Origin of the sequence: Pseudonocardia nantongensis (assembly GCF_046546495.1) — a bacterium.
GTDB lineage: Bacteria > Actinomycetota > Actinomycetes > Mycobacteriales > Pseudonocardiaceae > Pseudonocardia > Pseudonocardia nantongensis.
This window is the reverse complement of the sequence record NZ_JBKGXT010000007.1, coordinates 243,908-251,003: the sequence shown is the minus strand read 5'-3', so window position 1 is coordinate 251,003 and position 7,096 is coordinate 243,908. Positions and strand designations below refer to the sequence as shown.

Annotated in this window: 9 protein-coding genes; 2 read left to right on the top strand and 7 right to left on the bottom strand. The window is 73.7% G+C overall.

Annotation, left to right across the window (positions count from 1 at the left end):
* On the top strand, positions 1 to 115 hold a 115-nt coding region (locus ACLFMI_RS10310), incomplete at its 5' end, for an integrase core domain-containing protein (RefSeq protein WP_410947556.1).
* 74 nt (positions 116 to 189) lie between these two features.
* Here the strand turns inward: ACLFMI_RS10310 and ACLFMI_RS10305 are convergent.
* The 5 genes from ACLFMI_RS10305 to ACLFMI_RS10285 form a co-directional block, all read right to left on the bottom strand.
* Positions 190 to 1,308, bottom strand: coding sequence for a polyprenyl synthetase family protein (locus ACLFMI_RS10305; RefSeq protein WP_410947539.1), 1,119 nt, complete (start codon positions 1,306 to 1,308; stop codon positions 190 to 192).
* 153 nt (positions 1,309 to 1,461) lie between these two features.
* A complete protein-coding gene (locus ACLFMI_RS10300; protein WP_410947538.1) occupies positions 1,462 to 2,286 on the bottom strand; it encodes a class II aldolase/adducin family protein in 825 nt (274 codons plus the stop codon).
* A 63-nt stretch (positions 2,287 to 2,349) separates the two neighbouring features.
* The gene (locus ACLFMI_RS10295; RefSeq protein WP_410947537.1) at positions 2,350 to 2,739 is read right to left on the bottom strand and encodes a hypothetical protein; all 390 of its coding nucleotides are present in this window, start codon (positions 2,737 to 2,739) and stop codon (positions 2,350 to 2,352) included.
* 109 nt (positions 2,740 to 2,848) lie between these two features.
* Complete coding sequence (locus ACLFMI_RS10290; RefSeq protein WP_410947536.1) at positions 2,849 to 3,157, bottom strand: hypothetical protein; 309 nt, start codon at positions 3,155 to 3,157, stop codon at positions 2,849 to 2,851.
* Between the two features lie 132 nt (positions 3,158 to 3,289).
* Positions 3,290 to 3,676 (bottom strand): SRPBCC family protein, encoded by a 387-nt coding sequence (locus tag ACLFMI_RS10285; RefSeq protein WP_410947535.1) that lies wholly within the window; start codon positions 3,674 to 3,676, stop codon positions 3,290 to 3,292.
* Between the two features lie 42 nt (positions 3,677 to 3,718).
* On the opposite strand from ACLFMI_RS10285, the gene ACLFMI_RS10280 reads away from it, so the two are divergent.
* A complete protein-coding gene (locus ACLFMI_RS10280; protein WP_410947534.1) occupies positions 3,719 to 4,552 on the top strand; it encodes a hypothetical protein in 834 nt (277 codons plus the stop codon).
* Between the two features lie 44 nt (positions 4,553 to 4,596).
* Here the strand turns inward: ACLFMI_RS10280 and ACLFMI_RS10275 are convergent, their stop codons facing one another.
* Both ACLFMI_RS10275 and ACLFMI_RS10270 read right to left on the bottom strand, forming a co-directional pair.
* Positions 4,597 to 5,811 (bottom strand): acyl-CoA dehydrogenase family protein, encoded by a 1,215-nt coding sequence (locus ACLFMI_RS10275; protein WP_410947533.1) that lies wholly within the window; start codon positions 5,809 to 5,811, stop codon positions 4,597 to 4,599.
* Positions 5,808 to 7,040 (bottom strand): CaiB/BaiF CoA transferase family protein, encoded by a 1,233-nt coding sequence (locus ACLFMI_RS10270; RefSeq protein WP_410947532.1) that lies wholly within the window; start codon positions 7,038 to 7,040, stop codon positions 5,808 to 5,810. Before ACLFMI_RS10270 ends, ACLFMI_RS10275 begins: the two co-directional genes overlap by 4 nt.
* Positions 7,041 to 7,096 lie beyond the last annotated feature (56 nt).

Genomic DNA, 7,096 nt, shown 5'->3' with positions numbered 1-7,096 from the left:
CACCGAACGCCGCGCCGCCCTCGACGACTGGACCCGCCACTACAACACTGAACGAGCCCACTCCGCGCTCGGCGGGCGACCCCCGATCAGCCGGCTCCCCACGTCGACAACGTGACGAGTCACGACACCTAGGACGGCCGCCGGTGCCGGACGGGCCCGGCCGCGCGGCATGGTCGACCGGCATCCGGGTCAGGCGATCCGATCGGCGCAGCGGACCGCCATCGCGCGCAGCACCCCGGCGACGTCCTCACCGAGCCTGCCGTCGGCGACCGCGCCGTCCACCAGCCGCAGGGCGCCCTGGACCCGGGTGCTGATCAGCTCCTCGATCCGGCGCGGGGCCCCGGTGGACTCGATCAGCAGCCGGGCGCCGGCGACGTCGACCGGCTGGTCCCGGTCGCCCTGCAGCAGCGCGTCGAGCCGCCCGCGGGTGGCCGTGCCGGCCAGCTCCCGGGCCAGGACGACGAGGCTGGTCGCCTTCCGCTCGGTGAGGTCGTCACCGGCGGACTTGCCGGTGGCGTCGGTGCCGAGGACGCCGAGCACGTCGTCCCGCATCTGGAAGGCCTCGCCGACCATGGTCCCGTAGTCGCCGAGCAGGGCGAGCAGCTCGTCGCCGGCGCCGGCCATCGCCGCGCCGAGCTCCAGCGGGCGGCGGACCGTGTAGTTCCCGGACTTGCGGCGCAGGACGTCCATCACCTCGTCCAGCGAGGGGATGCGGCGGGCGTCGTTGAGCAGGTCGGCGAACTGGCCGACGGCGAGCTCGGACCGCATCGCGTCGTAGCGCGGCCAGCCGCGGTCCAGGGCCGCCGCGGGCAGCCCGCTCTCCCGCATCGCCTGCTCGGCCCAGACCAGGCACAGGTCGCCGAGCAGCACCGCACCGGACTCGCCGAACCTGTCCGGGCAGCCGGACAGACCCTGCTCGTGGTGCCAGGCGGCCAGCTGGACGTGCACCGTGGGGCGGCCGCGGCGCAGCGGCGAGGCGTCCATCACGTCGTCCTGCAGCAGGGCGAACGCGTGCAGCAGCTCCAGCCCGGCGACGGCGTGCAGCGCGGCCGGGGAGTCCGGGGCGGCGGCCCGCCAGCCGAGGTAGCCGAACATCGAGCGCAGGTACTTGCCCCGCCCGACGAAGTCGGTGAGCACCCCGGCGACGAACTCGTCGCCGGCCATGGAGTGCACGTGCTCGGCGCACCGGCGCCGCACGGTGTCGTCGATCCGGACCCGGACCCGGGCGCGGATCTCGTCCGGCCAGGACGGACCCGGGGGCGGGGTACCCGACCGGGCGGACCCGGCCCGATCCGTCTCGACGGTCATCGGTGACACCTCCCGCCGGCCCGTGGGACTCGCGACCTTACCGGACATTCCGGACAGCTATCCGGTGCCGGTGACGAGGCGGATGTACCCCGCACCGGCTCCGGGCGAGCCTATGGGCGGTGGCGGGAACGCGCCCGGCGAGTCCGCTCGGCGTCAGTCGAACAGGTCCGGGTCGGTGCGCACGACCTCGTCCCACAGCGGCTGGAAGGCGAACCAGCCGGAGTAGGGGGACCCGGTCTGCTTCCGGGTGAACTCGGCGTTCTCATGGTCGATCAGCGTCGGGGTGCCGGCCGCCTCGGCCAGCAGCGCGGCCTGGCAGTTGCGCTTGGTGCTGACGAACCACCAGGCCGCCTCGGCGACCGTCTCGCCCACGGTGAAGATCCCGTGGTTGCGGTGGAAGCACATCCGGTGCCCGCCCAGCCCGGCCGCGAGCGCGCGGCCCGCCTCGGCGTCCAGGACGACCGCGCCTGCCCCGTCGGTGACGACGGTGTGGTTGCCGTAGAGCGCGCAGGCATCCTGGGTGATCGGGTCGAGCGGCCGGCCCAGCGACGACCACGCCTTGCCGTGCACCGAGTGCGCGTGGCAGGCGGCCACCACGTCCGGGCGGGCCTCGTGCACCGCTGAGTGGATCACGAAACCGGCCCGGTTGACCGGGCGGTTCCCCTCCCGGACGACGCCGGTGTGGTCGACCAGGATCAGGTCGGAGACCCGGATGTGCCGGAACGACATGCCGAACGGGTTCACCCAGAACATGTCCGGGTCCTCCGGGTCGCGCACCGTGATGTGGCCGGCGACCCCCTCGCCGAACCCGAACCGGCCGAAGATCCGGAACGCCCCGGCGAGCTGCTGCTTGCGGTGCAGCCGCTCCTCGGCGCTGGTGGCGAACGTCGGGGGCGTCGGGAGTGCGATGCCGTCCTGGGTCGGCTCGAACGCCGGCATCGCGTCGGTGGCGGAGGTCTGCTGCGTCGGTGCGGCCATGGATCGACGGTCCGCCGCTCCGGCGGGCCGGTCAAGACCCGCGCGCGGACCGTCGCAGAGCGTTCAGCGCAGCCGCAGGAACGACCACGCCGCCAGCCACACCGACCCGGTGGTGAGGATCAGCGCGCCGGGCAGGTGCACGATCAGGCCGGGGATGCTGCCGTAGGACGCCTGGAGGAAGGTCAGCCCGAACACGACGACGGCGAGCGCCGCGGGCCAGACCGGCCCGCCGGCCACCAGGCGGTGCGCCACCAGCGCCAGCGCCAGCAGCCCGGTGACGACGTGCAGCACGATCGCGCCGGTCCCGTGGGCGCCGGCGCCACCACCGGTGAACAGCCCGGCGGCGGTGACGAACTGCCAGGCCAGGTTGGCCACCGTGAGGACCGCCAGTGCCCGTACGCCGACGACGATCGGGGTGGTGGAGGACGTGGCGGGACTCGCCGCGTGGGTCATGGGAAGAGGCTCCGGGGGTGCTCGCTCGGGCCGCCGGATGCGGCCTGCCGGAGCCCGATTCTGCCCGGATCACCGCGGGCGTGCACCGGGCGGGGTGTGCGCGGGCGGGTCAGCTGCGGGCCGGCGTGCACCACGGGAGCAGGAAGTCCCGGGCGGGGTCGAGGCCCTCGTGTCCGTTCACCGGCGCGAAGTGCCGGTGCACGAACGAGTCCAGCGCGCCCCGGTAACCGTCCGGGTCGGGGGCGTGGACGTCGACGTCCCGCCAGCCGCACTCGCAGGCGGCGCGGAAGGCGGTGTAGTCCTGGCCGGCGCGGACGTCGGTCCAGATGCCGGTGTCACCGCCACCGCGGGTCCGCCCGCTGACGTAGCCCTCGTGGTCGTCAGAGCCCGGGATCTCGTCCGGTCCGATGTACAGCACGACAAGATCGTCCGCTTCGTCCGGCGCCGTGCCCACGGTCCAGTGGTGGACGGTGCCGGCTACGCGCCCGGCGGCCCCGGCGGCGGGCGGGCGGTACACCCGGCCGGGTAGCCGTAGTAACGAACTGAGCCGTCAGGGTTCGCCGAGCTGCTCCCCGATCATCTTCAGCGACTCCCGCAGCCCCTGCTGGACGTCGGTCCCCTCGGCCTGCTCGGTGTGCAGCCGGACGACGACCTCCGAGCCCGGTCCGGCGTCGTGGACGGTCAGCTCGCCGCGGTAGTCCTGCGGTCCCGGCGCGCCCCAGACCATCCGGCGGTTGCCGGAGTCGACGTGCAGCCACGCCTCACCCTCGACGGTCTCGTCGCCGACATCGGCGGTGACCTCCACCCGGTCCGCGGCCACCAGCCGGGCATCGCGCAGCGCGGCGAAGTGCCCGGGCAGGTTCTGCACGTCCGACAGGTACGTGAACGCCGCGTCCGGCCCGGTCGTCAGCAGCACGCGGTCCTCGTAGTCACCCATACCGACCGGGTACCCGCCCGTGGACGTGTCACGCTGCCTCCGATGGACGACGACCCGGAGGAGGCGGTCCTGGCGGCGGCCACGGCCGCTGCGGTCGCGGAGTCCGGCGACGGGCTGGTGGCGGTCCTGACGCTGGGAAGCCTCGCGCACGGCGGGTTCGCGCCGCTGGTCAGCGACGTGGACCTGGCCCTGGTGTTGCGGACGACCGGGGAGGACACGGCCGGGCGGGTGCACGACGTCGTGCAGCGGACCCGGCTGAACGCCCCGGGAGTCCTGGCCGAGCGGCTGTCGGTGTTCTGGGCCGACTCGGACGCGGTGCGTCACGGACCCGGTGCGGCGCCGGCCCGGCTCCCCGCGGTGGACCGGCTCGACTTGATCGACTCCGGGGTGCTGCGGCACGGCATGGACGTCCGGGACGGCGCCGCCCGGCCGGGCCGCGAGACGATGGTCGCCGAGGCGGCGGCGTTCGCCGTCGAGCGCTTCGACGACGCGTGGTTCGCCGGGATCGCGGACCCGGTGGCGTTGCTGCGCGGCGGCCCGCGCCCGGTGACCAAGACGGTGCTGTTCCCGGTCCGGTTCCTGCACACCCTGCGCACCGGGGAGATCGGGCGCAACGCCGCCGCCGCGGCGTCCTACGCCACCGCCGGTGGCGCGCACCGGGAGCTGGTCACCGCGGCACAGGCCTGGCGGACCGAGGGTCTCGGCGACCGGACCGTCGCTGTCGACCTGCTGTCGGCGCAGCTGGCCGGGCTCTACCGGGAGTTCGTCGACGCCCACCTCGACGCGCTGCCGGAGAACGACCCGTCCCGGCCCGGCCTGGCCGCCCTGCGTCGCGCGATCGACGCCGTGTCGTCCCGAACCGGTGGGCGCGCATGATCGGGTCCACCACGGAGATCATGGAAAACGCGGGCCTGCGGGTATCAGCGCTTCGCCGGGGCGTGCCCGACGAACGCACCGACCCCGGTGATCGCCCGCCCCACGACCAGGGTGTTGATCTCCTTGGTGCCCTCGTAGGAGTAGAGCGCCTCGGCGTCGTTGAAGAAGCGGCCGACCTTGTTCTCCAGCAGGACCCCGTTCCCGCCGAAGACCTCGCGGGCCCGGGCGACGGAGTCCCGCAGCATCAGCGTGGCCTGCCGCTTCACCAGCGCCGCCTGCTCGTCGCGGAAGGTGCCGGCGTCCTGCATCTGCGCCACCTTCACGGCCATCCCGAGCGAGGCGGTCACGTTGCCCAGGATCGACACCAGGTGGTCCTGGATCAGCTGGTACGACGCGATCGGCGAGCCGAACTGGACACGCTCGGCGGCGTAGTCGCGGGCCAGCTCGTACACCCCGGCCATCGCGCCGACGGCATTCCAGGCCACCCCGCCCCGGGTCACCCGCAGCACCCGGTTCGTGTCCTTGAACGTCTCCGCGCCGGGCAGCCGGTTCGCCTCGGGCACCCGCACACCGGAGAAGCTCAGGTCGGCGTTCTGCACGGTGCGCAGCGCGAGCTTGCCCTCCATCTTGGTCGCGGTGAACCCGGGCATGCCCTTCTCGACGACGAAGCCCTTCACCTGGTCGTCGCCGGTGTCCCGGGCCCAGACGACGACCAGATCGGCGAAGGTGCCGTTGCCGATCCAGCGCTTGGCGCCGTCGAGGACCCAGTCGTCGCCGTCGCGGCGGACGGTGGTCTCCAGCCCGCCGGCGACGTCCGAGCCGCCGTGCGGCTCGGACAGCGCGAACGCGCCGACCTTCTCCATCCGGCGCATCGCCGGCAGCCAGCGCTGCTTCTGCTCGTCGGACCCGCACAGGTCGATCGAGGACAGCGCCAGCCCGGCGTGCACGCCGAAGAACGTGGCCATCGACGGGTCGATCCGGGACAGCTCCATCGAGACGAAGCTGGTCAGCAGGCGGGACCGGGCCGGCCGGTCCGGCCAGTCCCGGGCCAGTCCGACGACGTCGAGCCCGGCGAAGTTGGGGATCAGCTGGTGCGGGAACTCGGCGCGGTCCCAGCACTCGTCGGCGATCGGGGCGATCTGCTGCTCGGCGAACTCCCGGACCCGGGCGAGGACCGCACGGTCGGCGTCGTCGAGCAGGTCGACGTATCCGTAGAGATCAGCGGGCAGCGGGGCGAGGGTGTTCTCGGCGGCGTTCACGACGACACCACCACACCCGCGTCGACGAGCGCCGCGATCTCGTCCTCGGACCGGCCCAGCTCGCGCAGCACGTCGGTGCCGTCCGCCCCCAGCCGCGGGGCGTGCGAGCGCAGGCCGGCCGGGGTCCCGGAGAACCGGACCGGCGAGCCGATCGAGCGGTACCGGCCCTCGGTCGGGTGCTCGGTCTCGGCGAGCAGGTCGCCGTCGCGGACGTAGGGGTCGCTCTCGGCGTCGTCCACCGCCAGTACCGGGGCGAACGGGATCGAGTGCTCCGCGCACAACCGGGCCCAGTCGTCGGTCGTCCGGGACGGGGCCAGCTCCGCGACCAGCGCGTACAGGTCGGGCTGGTGCGCGGCCAGCGACGCGGAGTCGGCGAACCGCTCGTCGGCCGCGAGGTCCTCACGGCCTCCCGCGCGGAAGAAGTCGGCGATGGTCGCCGGGGTGTAGGGCAGGATGCAGGCCCAGCCGTCCGCGGTCGCGACGGCCCGGTGGTTCTCGGCCATCGACCGGTTGAAGCCGGTCGGTCCCTCCTCCGGCACGAACGTGTGGCCGGACAGGTGCTCCACCAGGTTGAACGCCAGCAGGGTGTCGGTCATCGGGACCTCGACCTGCTGGCCCTCCCCGGTGGCCCGTTGGTGGATCACCGCGGCGAGCACCGAGTAGACGATGGTCAGCGCGCAGACCTTGTCGGCGAGGATCGTCGGCGCGTACGCGGGGGTGCCGGTGGCCCGGCGCATCAGGTCGACCATCCCGGACGACGCCTGCACGATCTCGTCGTAGGCGGCGCGGTCGGCGAGCGCGGAGTCGCTGCGGAAGCCCTGCGCCCGGCAGTGCACCAGCCGCGGGAACCGCTCGGCGACCGAGTCCGGGTCCAGGCCGAGCCGCTGCAGCGCGGCCGGGCGCATGTTCGTGACCAGCACGTCCGCTCCGGCCAGCAGGTCGTCGAGCACGGCCCGGCCGCCGTCGGTCTTGAGGTCCAGCGCCAGCGAGCGCTTGTTGCGGTTCACGTTCAGCGCCAGGGCGCCCATGCCGTCGTGCCGCTGCGGGCGGGTGCGCCGGGTCATGTCCCCGGCCGGCGGCTCCACCTTGATCACCTCGGCACCGAGGTCGCCGAGGATCTGGCAGGCGTAGGGCCCCATCACGACCGACGCCAGATCGATCACCCGCAGGCCGGCCAGCGCTCCGGCACCGAGGCCCGTCCCGCCGACGCTCCGTTCGGGAGTAGTCACGTCCGCACGTCCCCTTCCGTCGTCCGTTCCTGATCGAAGAACATCAGCATTGCTCA